The following is a 25,326-nucleotide window of genomic DNA, read 5'->3' on the forward strand; positions in this document are numbered from 1 at the left end:
ATGGCGGCCGCTAAGCTGGCTTCCTGCGCGGCGGCACTCGTTTCGCCGCCCGACAGCAAGGAGAAGAAGCGGGATGGAGACGTACGACCATATCGTCGTCGGCGGCGGCTCGGCCGGCTGCACGGTCGCGCACCGGCTGGTGAAGGCCGGCAGGCGCGTGCTGCTGCTCGAGGACGGCCCGAAGGACGACAGCCTGTTCATCCGGATACCGGCGACGTTCATCCGCGTACTCGGCACGCGCCGCACGGTCACGTTCGAGAGCGAGCCGCAAGCCGGTGCGGCGGGCCGCAAGACCTACGTGCCGCAGGGCCGCACGCTCGGGGGCGGCAGTTCGGTCAACGCGATGCTGTACGTGCGCGGCACGCGCGACGACTACGACGACTGGGCCGCGCTCGGCTGCACGGGCTGGGGCTGGGACGACGTGCTGCCCGTGTTCAGGCGCGCCGAATCGCACCTGCGGCTCTCCGAGCCGTTTCACGGCACCGACGGGCCGCTGAAGGTCGGCGACACGCGCTTCAGGCATCCGCTGAGCCTCGCGTTCGTGAAAGCCGCTCAGGAAACCGGCATCGCCTACAACGACGATTTCAACGGCGCCGCGCAACATGGCGTCGGGTTCTACCACACGACGATCTTCGACGGCCGGCGCGGCAGTACCGCGGCCACCTATCTCGCCGACGCGCTGCGGCATCCGAACCTGCGCGTGCTGACCGGCTGCCGCGTGACGCGCATCCTGTTCGACGGCCGGCGTGCGACCGGCGTCGAATGGCGGACGGCAAGCGGCGCGACGGGTTCGGCCGCCGCGCGCGCCGACATCGTGCTCGCAGCCGGTGCGCTTAGCACGCCGAAGCTGCTGATGCTGTCGGGCATCGGGCCCGGCGCGCACCTGCACGCGCACGGCATCGACGTGCGGCACGACAGCCGCGACGTCGGCGCAAATTACCAGGATCATCTCGAAGTCTCGATCTACGGCCGCAGCCACGCGCCCGTGAGCCTGCTGGGCGAGGATCGCGGGCTGAAGGCATTGCGGCACGGGCTGCAGTGGATGCTGTGCCGCACGGGCCTGCTGACGTCGAACGTCGTCGAATCCGGCGCGTTCGTCGACACGACCGGCAGCGGCCGCCCGGACATCCAGTTCCACGTGCTGCCGACGCTCGTCGGCGACGTCGATCGCGAGCCGCTGCCCGGCCACGGCCTGTCGATCAACCCGTGCCTGCTCAGGCCGCGCTCGCGCGGCTCGGTGCAACTGCGCGGCAACGATCCGGCCGCGCCGATCCTGTTCGACAGCGGCGCGCTGTCCGACCCGGCCGATGTCGACGGTCTCGTGCGCGGCGTCGCGCTCGCGCGGCGGATCATCCGCGCGCCGTCGCTCGCGCGCATCGTGCGCGAAGCCGAGACGCTGACCGAGTCGGCACTCGCCGACTACGTGCGGCGCCGCGCGAAAACCGTCTATCACCCGGCCGGCACCTGCCGCATGGGCAACGACGAACACGCGGTCGTGACGCCGCGCCTCTCGGTGCAGGGCGTCGACGGCTTGCGGATCTGCGATGCGTCGGTGATGCCGCGGATCGTGTCCGGCAACACGAACGCGCCGACGATCATGATCGCGGAGCGCTGCGCCGAATTCATGCTGGCGGAATGACGCGGCGCGGCGCATCTGCGCCGTCGTTCACTGCGCGAAAAAAAACGGCGCGTGGGACACGCGCCGCCGCTCCATCCGCATCGACTGCCGGTATCAGCGGCCGGCCGCGTGCGCCGCATCGCGCAACGCCATCGGCGACGCGCCGTAGCGCTCGCGAATCGCCCGGCTGAAGTGCGCCTGGCTCGAGAAGCCCCAGCGAAACGCGATCTCGCCGATGCTCGTCTTGCGCAGCCGCGCATCGGTCAGCTCGCGATGCGCGTGCGCCAGCCGCTCCGACCAGATGTGCTGCGTGATCGACTCGCCTTCGGCCGCAAAGAGCCGGCTCAGGTGGCGCAGCGACAGCCCGACCGCGTCGGCAACCGCCTGCGGCCCGAGCTCCGGGTCGCCCAGGTGCGTCGCGACGTACTGCTTCGCGGTCAGCAGGTACGACAACGACGCGCGCGACGCGCCCGCGCCGTTCACTTCCGCGTCGACGAGTTCCGCGATCAGCGTGCGCGTGTGCTCGGCGAATCGCGCGGCATCGCGCTCGAGCGGGTCCTTCATGAACCGCTCGACGCTCGCGCGCAACGTTGCGCCGAGCATCGCGCCCGCGCCCGGCTTCGGCGCGATCCGCAGCGGCAGCGCCGCCAGTTCCGCATCGAGCCGGTCGTCGAGCGTCGTGACCGGGATATCGATCAGCAACTGCCGCATCGGTGTCAGGAATCCGAACAGATAAGGCACACGCGTGTCGTAGACGACGACATCGCCGGCTTCCGCGAGCAGGCACCGGTCGTGCTGGATGAAATACGCACGCCCGCTCAGGATCTGGCACGCGAACAACGACTCCTTCGGCAACTGGCGCACCAGCGCGGGGCTGCGTTCGATCACGTGATCCTGGCCGCTGATGTCGGCGATGCCGAGGCCCGGCAGCGCGATGTCGGTCTTCTCGACCTCGAGCCCGGCCGGCGACAGCGACGAGCAGCGCAGGCCGACCAGCGTCTCTGCATTGAACGCGTCCCAGTACGCCATCCGGTCGCGCACCGGCACGTCGGCCGTCGAGCCTCGCGTGCGTGAAAAAACGGTCGAATTCGTCACGTCGCCTCCTGCTGGCGCCCGTCGTGCGGAGCGCCATGCATTGCGGAATTGGGGGATGGATCGTTTAAACGTCGTGCGGTGCGATGTCCGGCCCGATCAAGCAATTCGTCCAGCCCAGTCAAGAGCGGCGCGCACCTGCTGGCTAAAGTCGAGCCCACGACACTCATACACAAGGAGACGAACCGTGGTCGACCAAGCCGTAGCCGAATTCTGGCAAAACATCCCGCCGATTGCCAATCCGTTCAAGCCCGATGCGCTTCCGGAAGCCTACATCGCGAACGCGGCCACCGACGACGAGCGCTATTACGTTCCGTTCACCGAAACGGTTTCGTCGCGGCCGCTGTGGATCTCGCCGTCGCAGAACAAATGGTGCGACATCCTGATGGCAAAGGAAGCCGGGCTCGTGAACCGGCACTATCACCCGCACGAGGTGTTCGCTTACACGCTGTCGGGCAAGTGGGGTTACCTGGAGCACGAATGGACCGCGACGCGCGGCGATTTCGTATACGAGACGCCGGGCGAGGGCCACACGCTCGTCGCATTCGATCACCCCGAGCCGATGCGCGCGTTCTTCATCGTCAAGGGGCCGCTGATCTGGCTCGACGACGAAGGCCAGCCCGACGGCTATTTCGACGTGCACTCGTACATCGCGATGTGCAAGGCGCACTACGAGAAGGTCGGCCTCGGCGCGCAAGCGATCGAGAAGCTGTTCCGCTGACGCGCGGCGAGGCTCACCATGACATCCCCTTCCTCCTCCAGGCCCGCCTGGACGTACGAGAACAGGCTGCTGCTGATCCTGTTCATGACGTTCGGCTTCGTGTTCTTCGACCGCCTCGCGCTGTCGTTCCTGTTCCCGTTCATGTCCGCCGAGCTGCACCTGACGAATGCGCAGCTCGGCATGGTGTCGTCCGCGCTCGCGCTCACGTGGGCGCTGTCGGGCGCCGCGACCGGCGCGTGGTCCGACGCGCGCGGCACCCGCAAGCCGCTGCTGATCGCCGCCGTGATCGGCTTTTCCGTGTGCTCGGCGCTGTCGGGGCTCGTCGGCGGTTTCGCGAGCCTGATCGCGTTCCGCGCGCTGATGGGCATCGCCGAAGGCCCGGTGCTGCCGCTCTCGCAGTCGCTGATGGTCGAGAGTTCGACGCCGAGCCGCCGCGGGCTGAACATGGGCCTGCTGCAAGGCTCTGCCGCCGGCCTGCTCGGCGCGATGATCGGCCCGCCGGTCGTGATCGGCATCGCGACCGCGCACGGCTGGCGCCACGCGTTCTTCGTATCGTGCATTCCCGGCTTCCTGATCGCGTTCTGCATCTGGCGCTGGGTGCGCGAGGTGCCGCCCGGCGGCGCACGGCATGCGCAGGCCGACACCGTCGGCGCACCGGCCGCGGGCGGCGCGGCGATCAGCCGCTGGGCGCTGCTGAAGGAACGCAACATCCTGCTTTGCGTGCTGATCAGCTGCTTCTTCCTCACGTGGTTCGTCGTGGTCATCTCGTTCGCGCCGGTGTTCCTCGTCGACAGCCGCCACCTGTCCCCTGCCGACATGGGCGTCGTGATGACCTGCCTCGGCGCCGCGTGGGTGTTCTGGGGTTTCGCGGTGCCTGCGATCTCCGACCGGATCGGCCGCAAGCCGACGATGATCGTGTTCGCGCTGATCGCCGCCGCGTGCCCCGTCGCGATGATTCACGCGAATTCGCTGTGGGCGCTCTGCGCGCTCGTGCTCGCGACCTACACGGGCCTCGGCTGTTTCACGCTGTTCATGGCGACGATCCCGGCGGAAACGGTGCCGCCGCGCGCGATCGCGAGCGCGCTCGGGCTGATCATGGGCGCCGGCGAGCTGATCGGCGGCTTCGTCGCGCCGACCGTCGCCGGCTTCGCCGCGGACAAGTACGGCCTGCAGTTCGCGATGTGGACGTCGGCCACCGGCGCGATCCTCGCGTGCGTGCTGTCGTTCGGCCTCGTCGAAACCGCGCCCGCCGTGCTGCGCAAGCGCGCGCTCGCCGGCACGGCCGCGAACCGTCTCGATACACAGAACCTCGGAGGACGCTGACATGCGTGCACTTCAATGGCATGGCCCGCGCGACGTCCGTCTCGTGGAAATCGATACGCCGCGCCCCGGGCCGGGCGAGGTGCGCATCGCGGTCGCGTATTGCGGCATCTGCGGCAGCGACCTGCACGAATACGCGGACGGCCCGCACGCGATTCCGGTCGAAACGCCGCATCCGCTGTCGCGCCGTACCGCGCCGCTGACGCTCGGCCACGAATTCTGCGGCACCGTCGTCGAAGTCGGCGAAGGCGTGACGACGCTGAATCCGGGCGATTGTGTCGCCGTCGAGCCCGAATATCGCTGCCACCAGTGCGCGTACTGCCGCTCGGGGTCGTACAACCTGTGCGTGTCGATGGGCTTTGCCGGGCTGATGGGCGACGGCGGGATGGCCGACTTCGCGGTCGTGCCCGCCTACATGCTGCACCGGCTGCCCGACGGCGTGAGTCTCGAGCAGGCCGCCGTGTTGGAACCCGCGGCCGTCGCGCTGCATGCGCTGCGCCGCGCCGAGCTCCGGCTCGGCGACACGTGCGCGGTATTCGGGCTCGGGCCGATCGGCCTGCTGCTGATCCAGCTCGCGAAGCTGCAAGGTGCGACGACCCTCGTCGCGGTCGACGTGTCGACCGAGCGCCTCGCGGCCGCCGCGCGCTTCGGCGCGACGCACACGTTCAATGCGCGCACGCTCGACGCGTCCGTGCTGCGCGACGCGATCCACGAGGCATCGGGCGGGCTCGGCGTCGACGCGAGCTTCGAGGCGGCCGGCTTGCCCGCCACGTTCGAGGCGGCGATGCAGGCGCTGCGCAAGGGCGGCCGCGTCGTGATGGTCGGCCTGATGCCGCAGGCGGGCTTCGACGCGTTCCGCGCGGTCAACGACGAACTGACCTTCACGGCGAGCGTCGGCTACCGGCATGCGTACGAGGACCTGCTGCGCATCGTCGCGTCGGGCGCGCTCGATCTCACGTCGATCGTCACGCGCACCGTGTCGCTGGAGGACGCCGTCACCGACGGCTTCGACGCGCTGCTCGCCGATCGTACGCAGATCAAGATCCTGGTTTCCCCCGCGCAGCGGCATGCGCGCGCCACCCACGCCGTCGAGAGTGTCCAACATGAGTCGCCAGTGGTTATTTGAGGGGAAAACCGTCGTTGTAACCGGCGGCACATCGGGCATCGGCGCAAGCACGGCGTGGCGTTTCGCTGAAGCCGGCGCATCGGTCGTTGCGCTCGGGCTCGACGCTACCGGCCCGCATGCGCCGGTGCATCCGCGTGTCCGGTGCGTTGAGCTCGACGTGACCGACAACGCGGCGCTGACGCGCACGATCGCCGCATTGCCGCGGCTCGACGTGCTCGTCAACGGCGTCGGCATCAGCCGGCACGCCGACGAATACCGGATGGACCAGTTCGAACTCGTGCTGAACGTGAACCTGACGTCGGTGATGCGCGCCTCCGACGCCGCATTGCCGGCGCTGTCCGTACAGGGCGGCAGCATCGTCAACGTCGCATCGATGTACACGTACTTCGGCAGCAAGGACCGCCCCGCGTACAGCGCGAGCAAGGGCGGCATCGCACAGCTCACGCGCTCGCTCGCGCAGGCGTGGGCCGATCGCGGCATCCGCGTGAACGCGGTCGCGCCCGGCTGGATCGACACGCCGCTCAGCAGCGGCCTGATGGCCGACACGCTGGCGTCTCGACGCATCCTCGAACGCACGCCGCTCGGGCGCTGGGGCACGGCCAACGAAGTCGCGGACGTGATCCTGTTCCTGTGCTCGCCCGCTGCGTCGTTCGTGACAGGCGCGGTCGTGCCGGTCGACGGCGGGTATTCGACGGTCTAGCGCGCGCTCGACAGGCATAGGCGGGTACGCGGTTCCAGTGGATGCCTGCCGCGCACCGGCTCGCTCCGGTTGCCACCGAACCGGGAATCGCCCGGCTCGGGTTTGTTCATATCAATCAGTAGTCCAATCAAAAATATCCGGCCTGACCGGAAACATGTGAGGAGCACATTGGAGATGACGAAAAAGACCCTTGTGGCGCTCGCGGCATGCGCCCTTCCCGCCGTGTCGTTCGCGCAGAGCAGCGTGACGATGTTCGGGCTGATGGATGCCGGCATCAGCTACGTCAGCAACGAAGGCGGCCACGGCAACGCGAAGTTCGACGACAACATCTTCTTTCCGAACCTGCTCGGTTTCGAAGGCAAGGAGGATCTCGGCGCGGGCACGCGCGCGATCTTCCGGCTCGTGGACCAGTATTCGCTCGGCAACGGCTCGATCATCGGCGGCGGGCTGTTCGCACGGCAGGCCTACGTCGGGCTGGAGAACGACCGTTACGGCAAGCTCACGCTCGGCAACCAGTACGAGTTCATGGTCGATGCGCTCGCCGCCAGCGGCAACGAGATCGCGCAGGATCTCGTCGGCCTGTACGGCTTTCGCAACGGGCCGTTCGACAGGCTCGCGTTGCCGAACAACCCCACCGGCGCATTCGACTGGGATCGCGTCGCGGGCAGCAATCGCGTCGCGAATTCCGTCAAGTACACGAGCCCGTCGCTGTCGGGCCTGACCTTCGGCGCGTTGTACGGCTTCGGGAACGTCGCGGGGTCGGTCGGTGCGAACAACACGGTCAGCGTCGGCGCGAGCTACGACAACGGCCCGTTCGGCGCGGGCGCGGCCTATACGAACCAGAAATACGGCGCGTCGGCGGGGCTCCCGCCGACCAGCGTGCGCAACTGGGGCGCAGGGGTGCACTACACACTCGGCACGGTCACGGGGAAAGCGCTCGTGACGACCGTACGGAACTCGGCGAACGACGCCGGCGCGTGGTCGGCGGAAGCCGGCGCGTCGTGGCATCCGTCGCCTGCGTGGGTGGTCGGCGCGAGCTACACCTACATGAAAGGCAACGACACACTCGACAATGCGCACGCGCACCAGTTCCTGGCGGCCGTCCAGTACTGGCTGTCGAAGCGCACGATGGTGTACGTGGCAGGCGTGCATCAGCGCGCGAACCACGGCAGCAATGCGCAGATCAACGGCGTGATGGACGCGAACGGCGCGTCGAGCGGCGCACTGCAGTCGATCGCGCGGGTCGGATTCAGTACGCGGTTCTGACACGCAAGGCGGCCGGCCGCGCGACCCGCGTGGCCGGCCCGAAGCTTTCGTTGCGGCACACGCTCGACTGCAACGACTTCGGTACGACGAGGGTCGGCTTCACGTAGAAGCCATCGCGCGCATCGCAGCCGCGCCCCCGGGCCTGTCGCCCGACCGGCTGGCAAGCGCATCGAACGTATCGAGGCGCACTCGCCGCAACCGACCATACGCCGCAGAACTGGGTGCGGGAATACGAGCTACAAGCGAAACACGGCGGTCGACACATGCAACGGGAATAAATCCGGGCCGGCTCCGGTATATCGGAGGTCGCCACGCCGTTCGCGCCCCGGACGTGCGGGCGGGCGAACCCCACCCGAAACAGCGAGACCGCTCATGTCACAGCCCAACCACCCCACCTACGCACGCTTCGCGATCGCCCTGCACTGGTCGATCGCGATCCTGATCCTGTCGAACCTGTCGATCGGGCTCTACATGGATACGTTCCCGCACAGCTCGCCGCAGTTCAACGGCATCCTGTTCTATCACGCGTCGATCGGCAGCCTGATCTTCATGCTGACCGTGCCGCGCCTCGTGTGGCGCGCGACGCACACGCCGCCGCCGCTGCCTGGCAGCGTTCCTGCATGGCAGGCGCGGATCGCCGGCGCACTGCACGGCGTGCTGTACCTGCTGCTGTTTCTCGTGCCGCTGACCGGCTACGTGCACCGCCTCGCCGGGGCGCATCCGGTCAGTTTCTTCGGCATCGCGGACCTGCCGATGCTTGTCGGCCGCGACGAACCGTTGCGACTCCTGACCGACGCGCTGCATCGTGCACTGGTGCTGACGCTCGGCTTGCTGCTGGCCGTGCACGTCGCGGCCGCGCTGAAACACAAGTTCGTCGATCGCGACGGTGTTGCCGCGCGGATGGGTATTTGAGCGGACGCGCCGCAATCGAGCCGGCTCCCGCCGCTTGTCGCGCATCCCGTCAGTCGCCGTCCTTCTCGAGCACGTTCTGCGTGAGCGCGACCGATGGAATCGTCGGCTTGAGCGACGCGCGGTGCGCACGGCCGCTCAGCCACTTCCAGCCGGCCACGAGCAGCAGCGCGACGAGCGGGATCGACGCGATCGTCCACGTGCCGTTCGGATAGTCGAATGCCATCAGGACCAGCACGCCGAGCAGGAACAGCAGCGTCAGCCATGACGTCACGGGCGCACCGGGCATCCTGAACGACACGTCGTCCACCTCGCCGCGCGCGACCGCCGCGCGGAACTTCATCTGGCACACGACGATGAATGCCCACGTACTGATGATGCCGAGCGACGCGATGTTCAGCACGATCTCGAACACGCTCGACGGCACCAGGTAGTTGAGCAGCACGCCGACCACGTAGATCGCGACCGTCACGAGAATGCCCGCGTACGGCACGGATTGCCCGCTCATCTTCCCGAGGAACGCCGGGGCCGAGCCGCCCATTGCGAGCGAACGCAGCACGCGCCCGGTCGAATACAGTCCCGAGTTGAGACTCGACAGCGCCGCGGTCAATACCACCAGGTTCATCACCGAGCCGATGCCGGGCACGCCGAGCGCGCCGAAAAACGTGACGAACGGGCTCTGGCCCGCCTTGTACGCGCTCCACGGCAGCAGGCAGACCAGCAGGACGACCGACGCGACGTAGAAGATCGCGATGCGCCAGATCACGTTGTTGATCGCGCGCGGCAGCACCTTGCGCGCGTCCTTGCATTCGCCGGCGGCAGTGCCGACCAGTTCGACGCCCGCGAACGCGAACACCACGCCCTGCACCAGCACCAGCGCCGGCATCAGCCCGTGCGGGAAGAACCCGCCGTTGTCGGTGATCAGGTGCATGCCCGTGTCATGGCCTGCGACATGCCCGCCGGTGCCGAGGATCGCGCTGCCGATCACGAGAAACAGCACGATCGCGGCGACCTTGATCAACGCAAACCAGAATTCCATCTCGGCGAACCACTTCACGCCGATCAGGTTCATCGTCGCGACGATGCACAGTGCGGCGAGCGCGAAGATCCACTGCGGCACGCCCGAAAACGGCGCCCAGTAATGCATGTAGAGCGCGACCGCGGTGATGTCGACGATGCCGGTCATCGCCCAGTTCAGGAAATACATCCATCCGGCGACGAACGACGCCTTCTCGCCCAGGAATTCGCGCGCATACGACACGAAGCTGCCGCTGCTCGGGCGATGCATCACGAGCTCGCCGAGCGCGCGCAGGATCAGGAAGGAAAACACGCCGCACACCAGATAGACGATCGCGAGCGACGGCCCGGCAGCCTGCAGGCGCGCGCCCGCGCCGAGGAACAGGCCGGTACCGATTGCGCCGCCGATCGCGATCATCTGCACCTGTCGATTGCCGAGGGTCTTGTGATAGCCGGCCTCGTGGGATTCGAGCCAGTTCCGTTTGCTGGTGTCGCCGGTCGGCGCGGGTTCGGGAATCGATGCCATGACTGCATCCTCATGTGCTTGCGTGATCTCGTTCGGACCGTACCGCGATCCGGGCCCGTCGGCGCCCGCAGCCGTGCGACGCGCCGTCACGCCGCGCATCGAGGCCGCTGCGCGCCGGACATGGCGCGCGGCACCGTCAACCGCGAACGTATGCAGCCGTAATTCCGTTCACAAACGCTATGCAAATTTCGACTGTCCCGGCATCGAATCGCGCATGCGGCATGGATGGAAAGCATTTTGAAATACGTCAGGATTTCGAAAGACGAAAGCGGGAGCACGAGATGAAACTACGCCACGCCCGACGTCGCGCCCGGCACCCGGCGCCGCTGGCTGACGACCGGTCAGGTCACGGAAACAGCCGTGCCGGATTCAACTTCGCTTCGCTGCGTGGCCGGGTGCACCACCCAGGTTCCACCGGCACCGGGTAAAGCCGTCGTGCACCAAAACGCAGCCAGAAATGAGCGACGCCAAACGCATGCGCACCGGCGCCGCGAGCGGCTCACGCAACCCGCGCGCGGCCGACGCGCGCATGGTTGCCGCGCCGCAGGTCGGGCGGCATCGACGCATACGCCGCATCGCGAATCAACGCATGGCGGAACGAATAGACCACGCGATCGCGCCGATGTTGCGCGTACAGGATCCGTTCCTCGAGCAGCAACTGCAGGTGCGCGTCGAGCGTCGCGCGATCATGCGGCGAAGCCGCGACGAGCAGTTGCGCATCGACCTCGAGCCCGATCGTCGCGGCGAGCTGCGCGGTGTCGCGCGCGTCGTCGATCCGGTCGAACGCTCGACCGAGCATCCCGCCGAGACTGAGCGGAAGCGGGCGGGGTTCCGTCGTCAGCAGCCCGGCGAGCGTGTCGTCCGCGCCGCCCATCGTCAGCTCGCGCGCGACGGCCTCGATGAACAGCGGAATGCCCGCCGTGCGCCGGGCGAGCGGGTCGAGCCAGAGCGGATCGAGCTCGCCCGGGCCCAGGCATGCCGACATCAGGCGCTGCGCGTCGTCGCGCGGCAGGCGGCGCAACACCAGGCGCTTCGTCGCGCCGCGCCAGCGCGCGAGCTTGTCGGGGCGCGACGTGAGCACGATGCCGAGCGCCGCCGCGCGCGGCGAGCGCCGCAGGTACGCAAGAAAATCCTCGGTCGTGCGGTCGATCCACTGGACATCCTCGACGACGAACAACACCGGCGCGCCATTGCCGAGCGACACGATCAGCTGCTCGAGGACGTCGAACAATTCGAGGACGTCGAACAATGCGTGTTGTTCGCGCGCACTCGACCATGGGGCCCTCGTCCCGTCGCAGGGCACCCCCAGCCAGGTCGCGAGTGCGGCACGGGCCGCCGCGTGATCGCATTCGAGCGGCGCGATCATGGTGTCGATCGCCGCGAGCGCGAGACCCGCCGGGTCGTCGGCGTCGATATGCCAATGCGCGGCGATGAATCGCAGGACCGGAAACAGTGCGTGATTCTCCCGCTCGGGCAGGCACCCGCAATACGCGCACGCAGAACCCTCGCCCCGGACGGCCTCGCACAACTCGTGTACGAGGCGCGATTTGCCGAGCCCCGCGTCGCCGACGACCAGTCGAGGCACACCGTGTGGCACAGGCTCGCCGCGCACCACGCGACGATGTCGTGCCAGCGTTTCATGCCATGCGCGCAACAGCACGTCGAGTTCGCGCGCGCGGCCGATCATCGGTGCCCGCATGCCGGCGTCGAGCGAATCGAACGGCGTATCGGCGCGCCGCTCGCCGAGCAATTCGTGAACCGGCTGCGGCACGAGGCCCGCCCGCGCGAGCCGCAACGGCGTCGGCCGACAGTCCGCATGCCGTTCGAGCGCCAGCCGCGCATCGTCGCTGATCAGAATCTGTCCGGGCCCGGCAAGCCGCAGCAACCGCGCAGCCGCGGCAGGCGTCGATACGCCCGACATATGCGACGCATGGGCGAGAACCTGCCCGACGTGAATCGCGGCAGCCACTTCGACGCGCCAGCTTGCGCCACCGGCGTCGCCGCCGGCCGCCGCGGGCACCGGCAGCCGTGCGCGCCCGGCCACCCGCACCATGTCGAGTGCCGCGCGCGCCGCGCGACGCGCCGGCCGATCGATGTCGCCTTGCAGGCCGAAGTGGAACAGCAGCGTGTCGCCGAGCCGTGCGTCGACCTGCGCGCCGTAACCGACGGCGATATCCGCACACTTCGTCTGCCATTGCTCCTCGTAGCCGTCGAGCAAGGCGTCGTGATCGACTTCGGCGCGGCGTCGCCGGCTTTCCCCGGTGATCGTCACACAACAGCACAGCGTGGTGATCTGACGGTACCCGCCCGCCGTTGCGATCGGCTCGCCGTGCGGCGCGAACGGGCGCGGATGCGTCGGTCCGCTTGCGCGGCCGGCATCGAACTGGCCGACGAGCGCCGCGAAGTTGAGCGCGCGAAAAGGTTCCGCGAGTTCGTCGGCCGACGCGGCGCGCTGCTCCGGATTCTTGCTCAGCGCGCGCCGCAATACCGCGCCGAGCGGATGCGATGCGATCGGCGGAGGGAACGCGACATTCACCGGGCTGAGCTGCTGATAGAGAATGTCGGCCACGCTCGCGCCGCGCATGACGACCTCGCCCGTCAGGCATTCGATCACGACCAGGCCCCACGCATACAGGTCGCTTCCTGGCGTCGGCGGCTCGTTGCGCAATTGCTCGGGCGCGCAATAGGACGCCGAACCAAGCACCTCGGTCGCCAGCGTCAGGGTCTGGCGCCCGATGTCTTCCGCGCCCGGCAGCAACGCACCGATGCCGAAATCGAGGAGCTTCGCGTGCGGCCCGTCGTCGGCCATCGCGATCACGATGTTCTGCGGCTTCAGGTCCCGATGCACGATGCCCCGGCGATGCGCGGCCGCGAGCGCGTCGAGCACCTCCGCCATCAGCCGGCCCGTGTCGACGGCCGACAGCGGCCCCTGTGCCGCGAGCCGGTCGCGCAAGGTCCGGCCCTGCACCAGCTCGAATACGGCGAACAGCCGGCCGTCGGGCGCTTCCCCCTTGTCCAGCAATGCCACGATGTTCGGGTGCCGCAGCGCCTCGCACAGGCTCGTCTCGCGCTGGAAGCGCGCACGCTGGCGCGCGCGCTCCGTCGCGGTCCGCGCGGCGTGATCCCGCATCAGCTTGATCGCGACGGCTTGTCCCGTTTCGCAGCAGGTCGCGCGAAACACCACGCCATTACCGCCTTCGCCGAGCAACGAACCGAGCCGGTAACGCCGCTTGCCGGCCAGTTCCGCAAACGGCGCGAAGGGCGCGCGGGGCACCGCCGGTGCCGAGACCGGTTCTCTCGCGTTCATGAGCAATGGACTGCCGGGGCCGGCGCCGGACGATGCACGCCGATGCGCGGCTGAGCGGGCGGCACCGACTCGCATTCGAGATGCGCGCCGCGCATGACGCGGAACGGGAAATCGCCGAACCTGACGCTGCCGCGCCGGCGCTCGACGAGCTGGCTCGCGCCCAGCCCCGGCAGGGCCGCGAACTGGCTCCGGGCGCGGTGAATCTGCACGTTGACATGAGACGTATCGATGCCGAGCATGCGCGCCAGCCGGTCGAGTTCGATCCAGCCTTGCGTGGCGGCGTCGTAGCCGGCCTGCATGTCGGCCGAACGTGCACGGGCAAGCGTGACGAGACTGTAGTGATGCGCGCGCTCGCCGAGATCGACCACACCGCCGCGAACATGCAGCAGCATGCGCACATGCTCTTCGTCCCGGCTGACGAGGAATTCGAGCAGTTGTGCCGGCACGGCCGGATCGGCGGGCGCGGCGAGCCTCATCGTCGAACCGTTGCGCGCGAGTGCCAGGCGCCACGTGGCGTCGCCGGTCGATACTTCGTCGCCGTCGTGGAGCGCGCGCGGCGGCAACGTGTCGTCGCACAGCCATTCGCCGGCCGGCGACCGGACGATCGTGACCGGCTGCGCGGCGCGTGCGGCCAGGATCTGACGCGGCGCGAGCACGATCGGATGCGCAGCACCTCGTATCGGCCACAGCGTATCGGCCGGATCGTCGAGCGCTTCAACGCGCCACGGCGCGATGCCGGCCCTGCCGAACCGGATCACGTCACCCGGCTGCAGTACCGCGTGATCGCCGTGGCGCAACGGCACGCCGGACAGCGACGTGCCGTTGCTGCTGTGATCGTGGAGTTCCCACAGCCCGCCCACCCAGCGGATATGGGCGTGAACACGGGACACCGACGCATCCCGGATGACCGTATCGCAACGCGCGGCGTCCCGGCCGAACACGTGATACGCGCGGAGCAGGCACGCTTCCCCGGAAGAATCGTTCATGAGTATCGCCATGGCTGCCCCGTATCGAATCCGCCCGGGTCGCTCGAGTGACGCATCGAGGCCCAGGCAAACGATTGCTTCAATGAACGCGAACGATGTCGCCCGTTCGCCGCCTCGTTACCCGTTTCTTCGTCAGCTTCCTTTCGGATCGTTGCTCATCCGGCACGCGTTGTTTCGACTGATTGAATGGCCGGCTGTATTGTTGTCTTTAAATCGAGCAACCTGATGAAAATCCTGCCAAATAAAATCATGCATCGCAATCGAAACGCTCAAATTATTCCTTGATATTGCAATGCTTTACATTTTCGACCGATTTTCAGGTCGCATATAAAGGGGCGTAAATTTGAATCACCCACAGAGCCCCGCCAGGCTTATGCGGAGCGGAAGCAGTCACATTGAATGACGAGGCGAACTTAAATACCTTTGCCGGCACGGATGTTTTGTTTGATTAAAAGGAAATAAATTAAATAGTTTCTTCCGCTTAAATAATTCCATCCGATGTTTTGGCGGATTGCATTAAAAGAGTTACTGCGGGGTTAAGGTGTCGCATCCGATATTTCGGCGGGTGTCGGCGGGCAAGCGGGTACCGGCACGCCGCCGCGTCACGATCGATTGCCGGCAACGGCTGGAAGCAGGCAAGACGTCGACGATCCCATCGCCGTGATCGCCCGGCCAGAAGGTCGATGGAACGCATCGGCAACAACCGCCGCTGCAAGCGGCAGGCTCGCAAAAAACGGGGCCGCTATCGCCCGTGCAACTCACGGCTTGATCATCCGGCCTGCGCGTAGCGACACTTTGTCGGGAAGAAGTCGCGCGGCAACTCCGATTCTTGCGATGGAACGGGAATGCGCCATCGTGAGGGCCGGTCCGTTTTATGAGCGCACCGCACTGCCTCACGCACGATCCAGCTTCCCGATCAACTTGAAGTCAAGCGCATACCGCGCTCCGTGAGGTTGGCGGGGCCGAACCGCGCAATCATTCCCCGCCGTCCCGGACGCTCGAGATGCCCGGTGTTCGGCGGCGCAAAGCCGACAGACCACATGTCCGAAAATGGCGCACGTCGCGGGCGCCCGGGATATACGATGTCACCCATGCCTACCCCCATCGACACCCCCGACAGCGACGCCTGCTACCTGGCGCTGAAGGCGCACGACGCGCGCTTCGACGGCTCCTTTTTCGCGGCCGTCACCAGCACCGGCATCTACTGTCGTCCGGTGTGTCGCGTGAAAACGCCACGTCGCGAGAACCTCCGCTTCTACCGTCACGCGGCAGAAGCAGAAGCGGCCGGTTTCAGGCCCTGCTTGCGTTGCCGCCCCGAATTGGCCCCGCGCGCCGCATCCTGGAGCACGGAGGACGCTTCGCGCATCCTGGCCCTGCAGGCCGCAAGGTTGATGGATGAACCCGACGCATGGCGGCACATGACCTCCGCGCGCCCGACCTTCGGGCAGTCGAGCGGCGGCTTGATGCCGCGCATTGCGCAACGGCTGGGCGTGACCGACCGCCATCTGCGCCGCATTTTCGACGCACACTTCGGCGTGTCGCCGCTTCAGTACCTTCAAACACGCCGGCTGTTGGCAGCCAAGCAGCTGATTGCCGACACCCGATTGCCGATGAGCCAGGTGGCGGCGTCCAGCGGCTTTTCCAGCGTCCGACGCTTCAACGATGCATTCTCGCGCCACTACGGCCTGAATCCCAGCGCCTTGCGCCGGGCCAGATCCACGTCCGATGGACAAGGCGTGACCGTGCGACTCGGCTGGCGACCGCCCTATGACGTACAGGCAATGGTGGGCTTCTTGCGCCTGCGCGCGTTGCCCGGCGTGGAGCAGGTCGCGGGCCTGGAATACACGCGAACGCTGCGGCTTGTACAAGGTGCGCAGGCGCGCAGCGGCTGGTTGCGCGCTCGCTTCGACGAAGATCGCGCGCAGGCCATGCTGACGATCAGCGATTCATTGGCCGCCGCCCTGCCAGCGCTGATCAACCGTGTGCGCGCCGCGTTCGATCTGGACGCCGACCCGATCGCCATCCACGCGGCTCTGCACGCCGCGTTCCCGTTGGGCGAAGGCTTGCGCGTGCCGGGCGCACTGGACGGCTTCGAGCTGGCGGTGCGCGCCGTGCTGGGCCAGCAGGTCACCGTGGCCGCTGCACGCACACTGGGCGCGCGACTGGTTGCGGCCTTCGGCGATCCGATCGAAACGCCTGTCGCGGGTCTGGATCGTCTCTTTCCCACGCCTGCTGCCCTGGCGGCCGCCACCGGCGACGAGCTCGGCCGCCTGGGCATCACGCGGCAACGACAGACCGCGCTGCATGCGCTGGCGCACGCCGTGCAGGACGGGCGCATCGCTTTGCATCCCGGCGTAGACGTCGCTGCGACTTGCGCCGAATTGTGTGCGTTGCCCGGCATCGGCGACTGGACGGCGCAGTACATCGCCATGCGCGCGCTGCGTTGGCCCGACGCCTTTCCCGCCGGCGACGTCGCGTTGCAAAAAGCCCTGGGTGTGGGTAGCGCCCGTGCCGCGGCACAAGCCGCCGAGAAATGGCGGCCCTGGCGCGGCTATTCGGTGTTGCGTGCGTGGCATGCAATGAATCACGGTGCTTCTGCCTGACGACGACTCATATCGACATCTTTCCCGGCCGCGTGACTCGTCACACCGGAAGCGATCAACTTGCACGATGAATTCAATCACACGGCTCCCGAGCACGGTACCTGCTCAGAGCGATTTGTTCGGAAGCAGCGACGCCGAATTCTCGATAGACGAGTCCTTTCGATCGGCAAGGCGTTTCGATCTCGACGCCCATTCCTGGATCGACATCGTGCCCGGATGGATTTCGGGGGCTTCGCTGCTCTATGAGCAGTTGCGCAACGGCGTTCCGTGGCTCGAGCACGATCGGCGCATGTTCAACCAGGTGTTCCGCGAGCCGCGCATGACGGCGGTCTACAAGCATGTCGCCGACGTGCCCGACGCGCGCCTGCTGGAGGCTGTGCGCGCGCTATCGCGTCACTACGGCGTGGAATACGACGGCATGTGGATGAACCTCTATCGCAACGGGCAAGACAGTACAGGCTGGCATCGCGACCACGGGTCGTGCCGAAAGCTCGACTGCATCGTGCCCGTCCTGACGCTCGGCACGATACGCCGGTTCCTGATCAAGCCGATCAAGGGCGGCCGCTCCATGACCTTCAAGCCGTCTTCCGGAGACCTGGTGGTGATGGGAGGGCGCGCGCAGCAAGACTGGGTGCACTGCGTGCCCAAGGAACCGGAAATCGACGGCACGCGGATCAGCGTCAACTTCATGAGCTCGGCGCAGGGCGTGAGGGATTAGCACACGAAGCTGCCGAGATCTGGCGGTGTGACGCCTCTCGATACCAAGGCAATCCGCATGGGTATTCATCCGGGCCGCGTGCGCGTGGATGCCGCCGGAAGCTTGTCGGCGACCTCCCCGCAAACCAGCCTTCGGTATTGAGCAACATCGATTCCGCTACGCGTACTTGTCGCCGACCGTACTACGAATCGGATGGGTGTCGTAGACGATGATCATCCGTTCGATGAGGCCCGCGATGTCGAACTCGAACACGTCGACGCACTCGAAGCGCGCCGCCGAGCCGTCTTTCAGGCCCCAGTCGTAGATGAAGTAACCTGTCGCACGTCGAGCCCCGCTCGCGCTGACGCAGATATCGATCGGTGTAATCTTGCTTTCTCCCGACGCGGCAGCGACCTTCGAAAAGAAGGGCTCAGGGTGCATCCAGCCGAGAAATGGCGAGAAAATCTGCGCGTCCGGCGTAAATAGCGCGCAGATGGCACCGATATCGCCTCGCTCCAGTTCCCGAAGGTACGCGCGAACCTGTTCCGTATATAGTGATCCCGACGTTGAGTCCAAGATTATCCTCCGATCATTCGTCGACAACCCCGTTCATTCGCAAGAACAGGGCATCCGGTAGACGCACGATAGCGACGCACCGATGACCGAACAATCGAAAAATATGCAATCCGGGTATGCAGCGCATGCATATCCGCTGGCTGACCTGACGCGGCCCCTCCCACCGCTGGCAGCGATTCAGTCATTCGTCGCCGCGGCGCAGCTTGGCAGCGTCAGCAAGGCTGCGGCTCATCTATGCCGTACGCAAGGCGCGGTGAGCCGCCAGATACAGCAGCTGGAAACGCATTATCGATGCGCGCTCTTTGTGCGCCATGTATCGGGGCTGACGTTGACGGCGGAAGGAAATGGACTGCTGACGGTCGCGGTCAACGTGCTCACGCAATTGGTTCAGCACGCGGACATCCATGCACGGACGACCTCGGTTCTCACCTTGACGTTGCCGTCCACGTTCGCCATTCGCTGGTTGCTCCCGCGGCTGCCGGACATTCATCGCGCCATGAGCGGGACGGAGCTTCGTATTTCGACATCCGCGGACGATACGCCAGATTTCACTACGTCCGACGTCGATGCCATCATTGTGCGAGGCACGGGACAGTGGACCGGTATGGAAGCGCTACCGCTGTTTTCCGAGACGCTCACGCCGATGTGCGCGCCCGCATTGGCAACATCACTGCGATCCGTTGCCGACCTTGCGCATGTCGATTTGCTCCATCCCGGGCCCAGCCACGCGGAGTGGAGATGCTGGCTCGATCATGTTGGGGCGCTCCAGATCGATGCGGAACGTGGACTTGTATTCGATACCCTCGAATTGACGCTCGCGGCATCGGCGGAAGGACACGGAATTGCAATCGGCGACCCACGAATGGCACGAGACCGGCTCCGTGCCGGATCGCTGGTGACGCCGTTTGAGGAGGTGGTTCACGACGGCCTCTCCTACTTCCTTGTATATCCGTCCCAACGTGCGGCACAACCGAAAATTCGAGCCCTCGCCGACATCTTGCTGCGGCTTGCGCGAGAAGACTGACCTGCTCTTTTCCCGTCGCGCCGGTTTGGTCAACGCTTGTGGACAACCGAGTCGAGCACGAAGCTGGTCGTCATGTTCTGCACACCGTCCATCGCACTGATCGTCGCCCAGATGTCGCTGATGCGCTCGTGTGTGGCGGCCTCTATCTGTACGAGCAAATCGACCTCGCCGCTGAGCACCGCGCAATCGCGCACCTCGGCGATCCGCTCGAGTGCGGCAAGCACGTCCGCACCGCGCATCCGGTCCTTGCGGTAAACCAGCATCACGGCGCGCACCGGCACGACCTCGTCGGGCAATGCGAGCCGCACCGTATAGCCTGCAATGATGTTCAGCGCTTCGAGCCGGTCGATCCTGTTCCGGACCGCCTGCCTGGACAGACCGATCCTGTCGGCCAGCACCGCGAGCGGAATCCGCGCATCGGCACACAACGCGTCGATTATCTTCTGGTCCAGGCTGTCGATCTTCATTCGCCGAACCCGGTATGCCGGGCACCGCGTGCATCGACCGCGTCGCGTAATGCCGCGATGTGGCCGGGGCCGATTCCGCAGCATCCGCCGACGATCTGCGCGCCCAGCGCGAGCCACTGCTCCGCCCATCTTGCATAGCCGGGCGGATCGATGTCGCCGCGCAAACCGTGGAGTTCCTCGTTCGCACGCGCATCGGCGCGCTGAGGCGGAAACGCGTTCGCATAGGCGCCGATCACGAGCGACGTTCCCGTTTGCGCAAGCCCGCGCTGCACCGTCTCGATCGCCGCGCCCATCGCCTCCGGCTGGCTGCAGTTGAACAGCAGCGCGGTCGCGCGCGCGGACACGGCGGCGTCGATCGCTTCGTCGAGCGTCTGCCCCGATCGCAATACCGGCGTGGCGCCTGCTTCGACGTCATCGCGCAGCGTGAACGAGACCCAGAGCGGCTTCGGATTCTCACCCAGCGCTCGCCGGACCGCGCCGATCTCGTCGGTCAGGCTCTGCGTCTCGGCCAGCCACAGGTCGACGTAGGGATCGAGCCCATCGACGAGCGTCGCCAAGATAGCATCGGCGCGCGCTGCGTCGAACAGGTCGGGGCGGTAGGAACCGCCCGTCGGCGGAAGCGATCCTGCGACGCGCACGGGCCGCCCTGCGCGGTCCGCCGCTTGCCGAGCGAGTTGCCCGGCAAGGGCCGCGAGCGCGACTCCGTCACGACGGAACCGCTCGTCGCCGATATGGAACGGCACGACCGCATAGCTGTTCGCGGTGATCACGTCGGCACCCGCCGCGACGAATGCGTCGTGCGCAAGGCTGACGTAATGCGGCGCTTCCATCAGCGCGAGTGCCGACCACTCCGGCTGCCTGAACGGCGCCCCCATCCGCGCCAGTTCGCGCCCCATGCCGCCGTCGAGTACTGTGATGTCATGCATAGTCCGTGCTCCGTCGTTGCAATCCGCGCATCTCGTGCCCGAATCGATTCAAAGGTTGGCGCGACGCGCGCGAGTCGTCGATCGAGCGTGCGCGCTGGTCCGTGTCAGATCTGCTCCAATGCTTGCGCGACATCGCTTTTCAGGTCGTCGATGTGCTCGATGCCGACCGAATAGCGGATGAAATTGAGCGGAATGTCGGCAGCGCGCATTTGCTCCGCCGACATCGTGCCCGCCCACATGGATGCCGTATGGATCGCGAGCGAATCGACGCCGCCGAGATTGCCTGCATTCAGGGGCAAGCGCAGCGCCTCGACAAAGCGCTGCGCTTCGCCGTAGCCTCCCCGCACGCCGAACGCCACCACACCGCCGAAGCCGCGCATCTGCCGGCAAGCGAGTGCATGCTGCGGATGGCTGCGCAGGCCCGGATAAAACACGCGTTCGATCTTCGCGTGCGCTTCGAGGAATTCGGCGAGCGCCTGGGCGTTCGCGTTGATCCGCTCGACCCGCATCGGCAGCGTGCGCAGCCCGCGCAGCAGCAGCCACGCGTCCATCGGGGACAGCACCGAGCCGAGCGTGATGTGCGTATGCCAGATCTGCTCGGCGAGCACGCGGCTCGTACAGATCACGCCGCCGGTCAGGTCGTGATGGCCGCCCAGATACTTGGTCGCGCTGTGCACGACGATGTCGACCCCGAGCCGGTGCGGCTGCTGGTTGACCGGCGACGCGAACGTGTTGTCCGCGAGCGTCAGGATGCCGCGCGCCCTTGCGATTTCCGTCACCGCGGCGATGTCGGTCACGAGCAGCAGCGGATTGACCGGCGACTCGAGCACGATCAGCCGCGTGTTCGGCCGGATCGCACGATCGAACGCGCCCACGTCGGTCTGGTCGACGAACGTCACCTCGACGCCGAACCGGCGCAGCATGTCGTCGAGCATTTTCGTGGTGCTCATGTAATGACGCGTCTGGCCGACGACGTGATCGCCGGCCTTCACGACACTGAGGATCGCGGTCGCGATCGCGCCCATTCCGGATGCGGTGACGAGCGCGGTCTCGGTGCCTTCGAGCTCCGCCATGACCGCCTTCACGCGCTCGTGAACCGGATTGCCGTAGCGGGTGTAGTTGCGCGGATGCTGCGGCACGCTCGACATCTCCGCAAACTCCTCGCTGCCGGCTGCCTTGAACACCGCCGAATAGTGAATCGCCGGCGCGACCGACTTTTCGTCGGTCACGTCGCGGTCCGCAGCCAGCGCCAGCGTTTCAAGCTTGTATCCCATGTCGTCCTCGGATCGTTCGTTGTGTCGCGTTATGCAGCGTCCGTCACGCACGCGCGCTGCCCAGATGGCGATTCAGCAGACCTTCGACACGTTTGAGCACGGTCGAAAGTACCGCAGTGATACCGACGTACACGATGCCGGCCAGCATCAGCGCGTCGGTCGTATAGGTTTCGATGGAGATGCGGCGCGCGACACCGGTCAGGTCGAGCACGGTGATCGTGCTGGCCAGCGCGGTCGACTTCAGTTGCAGCACGATCTCGTTGCCGAGCGTCGGTGCGACGATGCCGATCGCGCGCGGCACGATCACGAACCAGGTGAGCATGAAGCGGCTCATCCCGAACGCGAGCGCGGCTTCCTTCTCGCCGGCGGGGACGCCGGCAATCCCGCCCCGGATGTCTTCGGCCATGTACGCCGCGAGATTGAGCGTCAGCGCGCACAACGCACACGAGAACGATCCGCCGACCAGCAGCCACAGAGGCGACGCACGCACGACCGAGAACTGCGCAAGCCCGTAATACAGCACGAAAATCTGCACCAGCAGCGGCGTGCCGCGAAACACCGACATGAACAGGCGGCTCGGTGTCGACAGCCACGGGCGTGCCGACGTGCGCGCGACCGCCAGCGGCACCGCGAGCGCGAATGCAAGCGTGCACGACAGCACCAGCAGTTCGAGCGTGATCCATATGCCGCGCGCGATGTCCGGGCCGGACTGCACGATGAGGGAAAGAAAGTCGTTCATCGCATGGCCCTCCTCAGGTGCGTTTTGCGTAACCGCGGCCCGCGATGCGCTCGAGCCACGCGAACACGGGGTTGGATGCGGCGAGAAAGCCGAAATAGACGATGCCGACCGTCACGTAGAAGACGAATGGCTGCTTGGTGAACTGCGCGGCGATGTTGGCCTTGCGCAGCATGTCCTCGAGCCCGACGATCGACACCAGCGAGGTGTCCTTCAGCAGGTTCTGCCACATGTTGTTCAGGCTCGGCAGGCAGATGCGCCACGCCTGCGGCAGGCGCACATGCCACAGTGTCTGCGCGCGTGTCATTCCATACGCGCGCGCCGCCTCGATCTGTCCGGCCGGCACCGCGATGAACGCGCCGCGAAACATCTCCGACGCGTAGGCGCCGAACACCACGGCGAGCGCGATCACGCCGGCGGAAAACGGGCTGATGACGATGGCGCCATCGAATTGCGCGTTGAGCAGATGCGACAGCCCGAAGTAGCAGATCAGCAGGATCAGGAACTCGGGAATGCCGCGCAGGAAATTGGTCAGCGCATAGGTCGCATGTCTGAGCCACCCCAGGCTCGACAGCTTTGCCGATGCGCCGGCGATGCCGAGCAGCATGCCGACGCACAGCGCGGCGACCGCGAGCTCCAGCGTGACGAGCGCGCCAGCCGCGATCTGCGCGCCGTAGTTCACCAAGATGTCCATCGTTATATCGCTCCTTGTGAGCCCGATTCGCGCGGGCCGCCGTCCGGCGACCGCGCGGTCCCGATGCGCGGTTATTGCGGCGCGATGCTGAACGGGAAATAGCGCTTGTTGGCTGCGGCGAACGTGCCATCGGCCTGCACCTGCGCGATGCCTTTGTCGAACAGCGCCTTCAGCGGCGCGTCGCCCTTGCGTACCGCGATCGCCGTACCGTCGCCGAAGATCTCCGCATCGGCAATCGGCTTGCCGACGAAGTCGAAGCCTTCCTTCCTGCCGGCCTTCGTCAGCCAGTCGTACGCGACCGTGTTGTCGGCGAACACCGCATCGACGCGCCCGGCCTCGAGATCGAGCCAGGCCTCGTCGAGCGTCTGATAGACCTTCACGTTGACCCCCGACTTGCCCGCCGGCAGGCGGCGGCGCAGATAGGATTCGTGCGTCGAGGCCGTCTGAACGCCGATCGTCTTGCCGCGCAACGTGGCGGCGTTGTCCGTGATGCCCGAGCCCTGCTTCGCGACGAGTTGCACGGGTGCCGTCGTGAAAATGCGCGTGAAGTCCACCGACTGCTCGCGCTCCGGCGTCTTCGACATCTGCGCGAGCACCGCATCGATCTGTTTCGCCTTGAGCGCCGGAATCAGCGCGTCGAAATCCATCGTCACCCACTGGCACTTGACCTTCATCGTGTCGCACATCTTCTTGCCGATGTCGATCTCCATGCCCTGCAGCTTGCCGGATGCATCCTTGTATTCGAACGGTGCGTAATCGGCGAGCGTACCGATCCGCACGACCTGCTCGGCATGCGCGATCGATCCGAGCAGTGCCGCGCCCACGCACAGCGACTGAAGCAGCTTCTTCATGGTTTCCTCTCCGGTTGACAACGAATCCGCATCAGATGATGCTGGACAGAAACTTCTGGAAACGCGGCGATTTCTGGCTCGCGAACACCTCATCGGGACTGCCGTCTTCCTCGATTCTTCCCTGGTGGACGAACACGACGCGGTTCGCGACTTCGCGTGCAAACCCCATCTCGTGCGTGACGACGAGCATCGTGCGTCCCTCGTCGGCCAGCGAGCGCATCACCTTCAATACTTCGCCGACGAGCTCGGGATCGAGCGCGGACGTCGGCTCGTCGAACAGCATCACGTCGGGGTCGGTCGCGAGTGCACGTGCAATCGCGACGCGCTGCTGCTGGCCGCCCGACAGCTGGTTCGGATAGTGTTCGCACTTGCCGGCGAGCCCGACCCGTTCGAGCATCGCGATCGCCTTGTCGCGTGCGTCGCGCTTCGGCACGCCGAGCACGCGCGCCGGCACGAACATCACGTTCTGCAGCACGGTCATGTGCGCCCAGAGATTGAACTGCTGGAACACCATCGCGAGCTTGCGGCGCACGCGCATCACCTGCTGAGCGTCGGCCGCGACGAGCGCGCCGTCGCGGCCCGCCGGCTTCAGCGCGAGCGTTTCGCCGTTCACGCAGATCCGGCCGCGGTCCGGCATTTCCAGCAGGTTGATGCATCTGAGGAACGTACTCTTGCCTGACCCGCTGCTGCCGAGGATCGATACGACCTCGTGATTCCTCGCGGTCAGCGAGATGCCCTTCAGCACCTCGACACCGCCGAACGACTTGTGAATATCCTCGACCACCAGCGCGTCCGCCGCCGGTTTGCATGCAGGAATTGCTGCTGGCATCCTCGACTCCTTCTTCGATACGTTGCTCACCACACCGCTTCGGTTCGCGCCGGCCCGCCAG

Annotated in this window: 21 protein-coding genes and 1 pseudogene; 10 read left to right on the forward strand and 12 right to left on the reverse strand. The window is 66.5% G+C overall.

What is annotated here, in order from left to right; genetic code table 11:
• Nucleotides 1–73 precede the first annotated feature (73 nt).
• Nucleotides 74–1,639 carry a GMC family oxidoreductase gene (locus DPV79_RS03420; protein WP_059863580.1) on the forward strand — a complete coding sequence of 522 codons (1,566 nt, stop codon included), beginning with the start codon at nt 74–76 and terminating at the stop codon, nt 1,637–1,639.
• Nucleotides 1,640–1,732: 93 nt separating this feature from the next.
• Here DPV79_RS03420 and DPV79_RS03425 read toward each other — a convergent pair whose 3' ends face one another.
• Complete coding sequence (locus DPV79_RS03425) at nt 1,733–2,713, reverse strand: helix-turn-helix domain-containing protein (protein ID WP_059489722.1); 981 nt, start codon at nt 2,711–2,713, stop codon at nt 1,733–1,735.
• A gap of 184 nt (nt 2,714–2,897) precedes the next feature.
• Between DPV79_RS03425 and DPV79_RS03430 the strand changes: the two genes are divergently transcribed.
• The 6 genes from DPV79_RS03430 to DPV79_RS03455 all read left to right on the forward strand — a co-directional run bounded on the left by DPV79_RS03430 (nt 2,898) and on the right by DPV79_RS03455 (nt 8,755).
• Complete coding sequence (locus DPV79_RS03430; protein WP_021157568.1) at nt 2,898–3,431, forward strand: 2,4'-dihydroxyacetophenone dioxygenase family protein; 534 nt, start codon at nt 2,898–2,900, stop codon at nt 3,429–3,431.
• Nucleotides 3,432–3,449: 18 nt separating this feature from the next.
• Nucleotides 3,450–4,754 (forward strand): MFS transporter, encoded by a 1,305-nt coding sequence (locus DPV79_RS03435; protein WP_113044782.1) that lies wholly within the window; start codon nt 3,450–3,452, stop codon nt 4,752–4,754.
• A gap of 1 nt (nt 4,755) precedes the next feature.
• On the forward strand, nt 4,756–5,877 hold the full coding sequence (locus DPV79_RS03440; protein ID WP_113044783.1) for a 2,3-butanediol dehydrogenase: 1,122 nt from the start codon (nt 4,756–4,758) through the stop codon (nt 5,875–5,877).
• Complete coding sequence (locus DPV79_RS03445) at nt 5,855–6,577, forward strand: SDR family NAD(P)-dependent oxidoreductase (protein ID WP_113044784.1); 723 nt, start codon at nt 5,855–5,857, stop codon at nt 6,575–6,577. Before DPV79_RS03440 ends, DPV79_RS03445 begins: the two co-directional genes overlap by 23 nt.
• 174 nt (nt 6,578–6,751) lie before the next feature.
• Complete coding sequence (locus DPV79_RS03450) at nt 6,752–7,843, forward strand: porin (RefSeq protein ID WP_113044785.1); 1,092 nt, start codon at nt 6,752–6,754, stop codon at nt 7,841–7,843.
• Between the two features lie 372 nt (nt 7,844–8,215).
• Nucleotides 8,216–8,755: a cytochrome b gene (locus DPV79_RS03455; RefSeq protein WP_021157562.1), complete on the forward strand. Its 540-nt coding sequence runs from the start codon at nt 8,216–8,218 to the stop codon at nt 8,753–8,755.
• A gap of 49 nt (nt 8,756–8,804) precedes the next feature.
• Here DPV79_RS03455 and ansP read toward each other — a convergent pair whose 3' ends face one another.
• From ansP to DPV79_RS03470, 3 genes and pseudogenes are all read right to left on the reverse strand, one after another.
• Nucleotides 8,805–10,295: an L-asparagine permease gene (gene ansP, locus DPV79_RS03460; protein ID WP_048021232.1), complete on the reverse strand. Its 1,491-nt coding sequence runs from the start codon at nt 10,293–10,295 to the stop codon at nt 8,805–8,807.
• Between the two features lie 436 nt (nt 10,296–10,731).
• Nucleotides 10,732–13,602 (reverse strand): annotated as a pseudogene (locus tag DPV79_RS03465) (TOMM system kinase/cyclase fusion protein); the annotation flags it as partial.
• Nucleotides 13,599–14,600, reverse strand: coding sequence for an FHA domain-containing protein (locus DPV79_RS03470; RefSeq protein ID WP_059863575.1), 1,002 nt, complete (start codon nt 14,598–14,600; stop codon nt 13,599–13,601). The gene DPV79_RS03470 and the pseudogene DPV79_RS03465, both read right to left, overlap by 4 nt.
• A 1,079-nt stretch (nt 14,601–15,679) precedes the next feature.
• On the opposite strand from DPV79_RS03470, the gene DPV79_RS03475 reads away from it, so the two are divergent.
• Both DPV79_RS03475 and DPV79_RS03480 read left to right on the forward strand, forming a co-directional pair.
• On the forward strand, nt 15,680–17,191 hold the full coding sequence (locus DPV79_RS03475; protein ID WP_113044786.1) for a DNA-3-methyladenine glycosylase 2 family protein: 1,512 nt from the start codon (nt 15,680–15,682) through the stop codon (nt 17,189–17,191).
• Nucleotides 17,192–17,258: 67 nt separating this feature from the next.
• Nucleotides 17,259–17,909, forward strand: a complete 651-nt coding sequence (locus tag DPV79_RS03480; RefSeq protein WP_113044787.1) for an alpha-ketoglutarate-dependent dioxygenase AlkB — start codon at nt 17,259–17,261, stop codon at nt 17,907–17,909.
• Nucleotides 17,910–18,065: 156 nt separating this feature from the next.
• On the opposite strand, the gene DPV79_RS03485 is transcribed toward DPV79_RS03480, so the two are convergent.
• The gene (locus tag DPV79_RS03485) at nt 18,066–18,464 is read right to left on the reverse strand and encodes a nuclear transport factor 2 family protein (protein WP_208866702.1); all 399 of its coding nucleotides are present in this window, start codon (nt 18,462–18,464) and stop codon (nt 18,066–18,068) included.
• Between the two features lie 82 nt (nt 18,465–18,546).
• Between DPV79_RS03485 and DPV79_RS03490 the strand changes: the two genes are divergently transcribed.
• A complete protein-coding gene (locus tag DPV79_RS03490; protein ID WP_060049878.1) occupies nt 18,547–19,488 on the forward strand; it encodes a LysR substrate-binding domain-containing protein in 942 nt (313 codons plus the stop codon).
• A gap of 29 nt (nt 19,489–19,517) precedes the next feature.
• On the opposite strand, the gene DPV79_RS03495 is transcribed toward DPV79_RS03490, so the two are convergent.
• From DPV79_RS03495 to DPV79_RS03525, 7 genes are all read right to left on the reverse strand, one after another.
• Nucleotides 19,518–19,955: an Lrp/AsnC family transcriptional regulator gene (locus DPV79_RS03495; protein WP_113044788.1), complete on the reverse strand. Its 438-nt coding sequence runs from the start codon at nt 19,953–19,955 to the stop codon at nt 19,518–19,520.
• Nucleotides 19,952–20,881 (reverse strand): homocysteine S-methyltransferase family protein, encoded by a 930-nt coding sequence (locus DPV79_RS03500; protein WP_113044789.1) that lies wholly within the window; start codon nt 20,879–20,881, stop codon nt 19,952–19,954. The genes DPV79_RS03495 and DPV79_RS03500 overlap by 4 nt, the downstream gene beginning before the upstream one ends.
• A 104-nt stretch (nt 20,882–20,985) precedes the next feature.
• The gene (locus tag DPV79_RS03505; RefSeq protein WP_048021219.1) at nt 20,986–22,155 is read right to left on the reverse strand and encodes a trans-sulfuration enzyme family protein; all 1,170 of its coding nucleotides are present in this window, start codon (nt 22,153–22,155) and stop codon (nt 20,986–20,988) included.
• 43 nt (nt 22,156–22,198) lie between these two features.
• Nucleotides 22,199–22,894, reverse strand: coding sequence for an ABC transporter permease (locus DPV79_RS03510; protein WP_021157540.1), 696 nt, complete (start codon nt 22,892–22,894; stop codon nt 22,199–22,201).
• A 13-nt stretch (nt 22,895–22,907) separates the two neighbouring features.
• Entirely contained in the window at nt 22,908–23,585 is a 678-nt protein-coding gene (locus DPV79_RS03515) for an ABC transporter permease (protein WP_059586411.1), read from the reverse strand.
• A 71-nt stretch (nt 23,586–23,656) separates the two neighbouring features.
• Nucleotides 23,657–24,436, reverse strand: coding sequence for a transporter substrate-binding domain-containing protein (locus DPV79_RS03520; protein WP_113044790.1), 780 nt, complete (start codon nt 24,434–24,436; stop codon nt 23,657–23,659).
• A gap of 31 nt (nt 24,437–24,467) precedes the next feature.
• Nucleotides 24,468–25,265 carry an ABC transporter ATP-binding protein gene (locus DPV79_RS03525; RefSeq protein ID WP_021157537.1) on the reverse strand — a complete coding sequence of 266 codons (798 nt, stop codon included), beginning with the start codon at nt 25,263–25,265 and terminating at the stop codon, nt 24,468–24,470.
• Nucleotides 25,266–25,326 lie beyond the last annotated feature (61 nt).

Source organism: Burkholderia reimsis (assembly GCF_003294055.1).
In the GTDB taxonomy this organism is placed as follows: Bacteria; Pseudomonadota; Gammaproteobacteria; order Burkholderiales; family Burkholderiaceae; genus Burkholderia; species Burkholderia cepacia.

Excerpts from the sequence above, each read along its gene's own strand:
- DPV79_RS03420 (WP_059863580.1), top strand. The coding sequence starts at position 74 with ATGGAGACGTACGACCATATCGTCGTCGGCGGCGGCTCGGCCGGCTGC.
- DPV79_RS03435 (WP_113044782.1), top strand. The coding sequence starts at position 3,450 with ATGACATCCCCTTCCTCCTCCAGGCCCGCCTGGACGTACGAGAACAGG.
- DPV79_RS03440 (WP_113044783.1), top strand. The coding sequence starts at position 4,756 with ATGCGTGCACTTCAATGGCATGGCCCGCGCGACGTCCGTCTCGTGGAA.
- DPV79_RS03445 (WP_113044784.1), top strand. The coding sequence starts at position 5,855 with ATGAGTCGCCAGTGGTTATTTGAGGGGAAAACCGTCGTTGTAACCGGC.
- DPV79_RS03450 (WP_113044785.1), top strand. The coding sequence starts at position 6,752 with ATGACGAAAAAGACCCTTGTGGCGCTCGCGGCATGCGCCCTTCCCGCC.
- DPV79_RS03455 (WP_021157562.1), top strand. The coding sequence starts at position 8,216 with ATGTCACAGCCCAACCACCCCACCTACGCACGCTTCGCGATCGCCCTG.
- ansP (WP_048021232.1), bottom strand. The coding sequence starts at position 10,295 with ATGGCATCGATTCCCGAACCCGCGCCGACCGGCGACACCAGCAAACGG.
- DPV79_RS03470 (WP_059863575.1), bottom strand. The coding sequence starts at position 14,600 with ATGGCGATACTCATGAACGATTCTTCCGGGGAAGCGTGCCTGCTCCGC.
- DPV79_RS03475 (WP_113044786.1), top strand. The coding sequence starts at position 15,680 with ATGCCTACCCCCATCGACACCCCCGACAGCGACGCCTGCTACCTGGCG.
- DPV79_RS03480 (WP_113044787.1), top strand. The coding sequence starts at position 17,259 with ATGAATTCAATCACACGGCTCCCGAGCACGGTACCTGCTCAGAGCGAT.
- DPV79_RS03490 (WP_060049878.1), top strand. The coding sequence starts at position 18,547 with ATGACCGAACAATCGAAAAATATGCAATCCGGGTATGCAGCGCATGCA.
- DPV79_RS03495 (WP_113044788.1), bottom strand. The coding sequence starts at position 19,955 with ATGAAGATCGACAGCCTGGACCAGAAGATAATCGACGCGTTGTGTGCC.
- DPV79_RS03500 (WP_113044789.1), bottom strand. The coding sequence starts at position 20,881 with ATGCATGACATCACAGTACTCGACGGCGGCATGGGGCGCGAACTGGCG.
- DPV79_RS03505 (WP_048021219.1), bottom strand. The coding sequence starts at position 22,155 with ATGGGATACAAGCTTGAAACGCTGGCGCTGGCTGCGGACCGCGACGTG.
- DPV79_RS03510 (WP_021157540.1), bottom strand. The coding sequence starts at position 22,894 with ATGAACGACTTTCTTTCCCTCATCGTGCAGTCCGGCCCGGACATCGCG.
- DPV79_RS03515 (WP_059586411.1), bottom strand. The coding sequence starts at position 23,585 with ATGGACATCTTGGTGAACTACGGCGCGCAGATCGCGGCTGGCGCGCTC.
- DPV79_RS03520 (WP_113044790.1), bottom strand. The coding sequence starts at position 24,436 with ATGAAGAAGCTGCTTCAGTCGCTGTGCGTGGGCGCGGCACTGCTCGGA.
- DPV79_RS03525 (WP_021157537.1), bottom strand. The coding sequence starts at position 25,265 with ATGCCAGCAGCAATTCCTGCATGCAAACCGGCGGCGGACGCGCTGGTG.